The 297-nt window shown below is 56.6% G+C and carries 1 pseudogene; it reads left to right on the top strand.

The window, feature by feature from the left end:
* Nucleotides 1-297: pseudogene (locus MUW49_RS17835) on the top strand (RNA-guided endonuclease TnpB family protein); the annotation flags it as partial.

Raw genomic sequence — 297 nt, 5'->3', positions numbered from 1 at the left:
CAAGGCTCCCGTTTTCAAGAAGAAAAGCGACAACCGCGACTCAATCCGCTTCGTCAACTTTGACAAGTATTGCCGCCTTGAAAAAGGTCGCGTGAAGCTTCCTGCCGGGCTGGCGTGGGTCAAGTTTCGCCAGTCCCAGCCAGTTGCAGGAAAAATTAAAAACGCGACCGTCAGCCAAGCAGCCGGGCACTGGTATATCTCCTTTCAGGTCGAGCAGGAGACGTCCGAGCCAATTCACCCCTCCGGCTCAATGGTCGGGCTGGATGCGGGGATCGCCAAGCTCGCAACCCTGTCAGA

This window comes from Aeromonas sp. LsrichE-8G (genome assembly GCF_022869435.1).
In the GTDB taxonomy this organism is placed as follows: Bacteria; Pseudomonadota; Gammaproteobacteria; order Enterobacterales; family Aeromonadaceae; genus Aeromonas; species Aeromonas caviae.
Note: the sequence above shows the minus strand (reverse complement) of the source record. Positions and strands in the feature narration are given on the sequence as shown.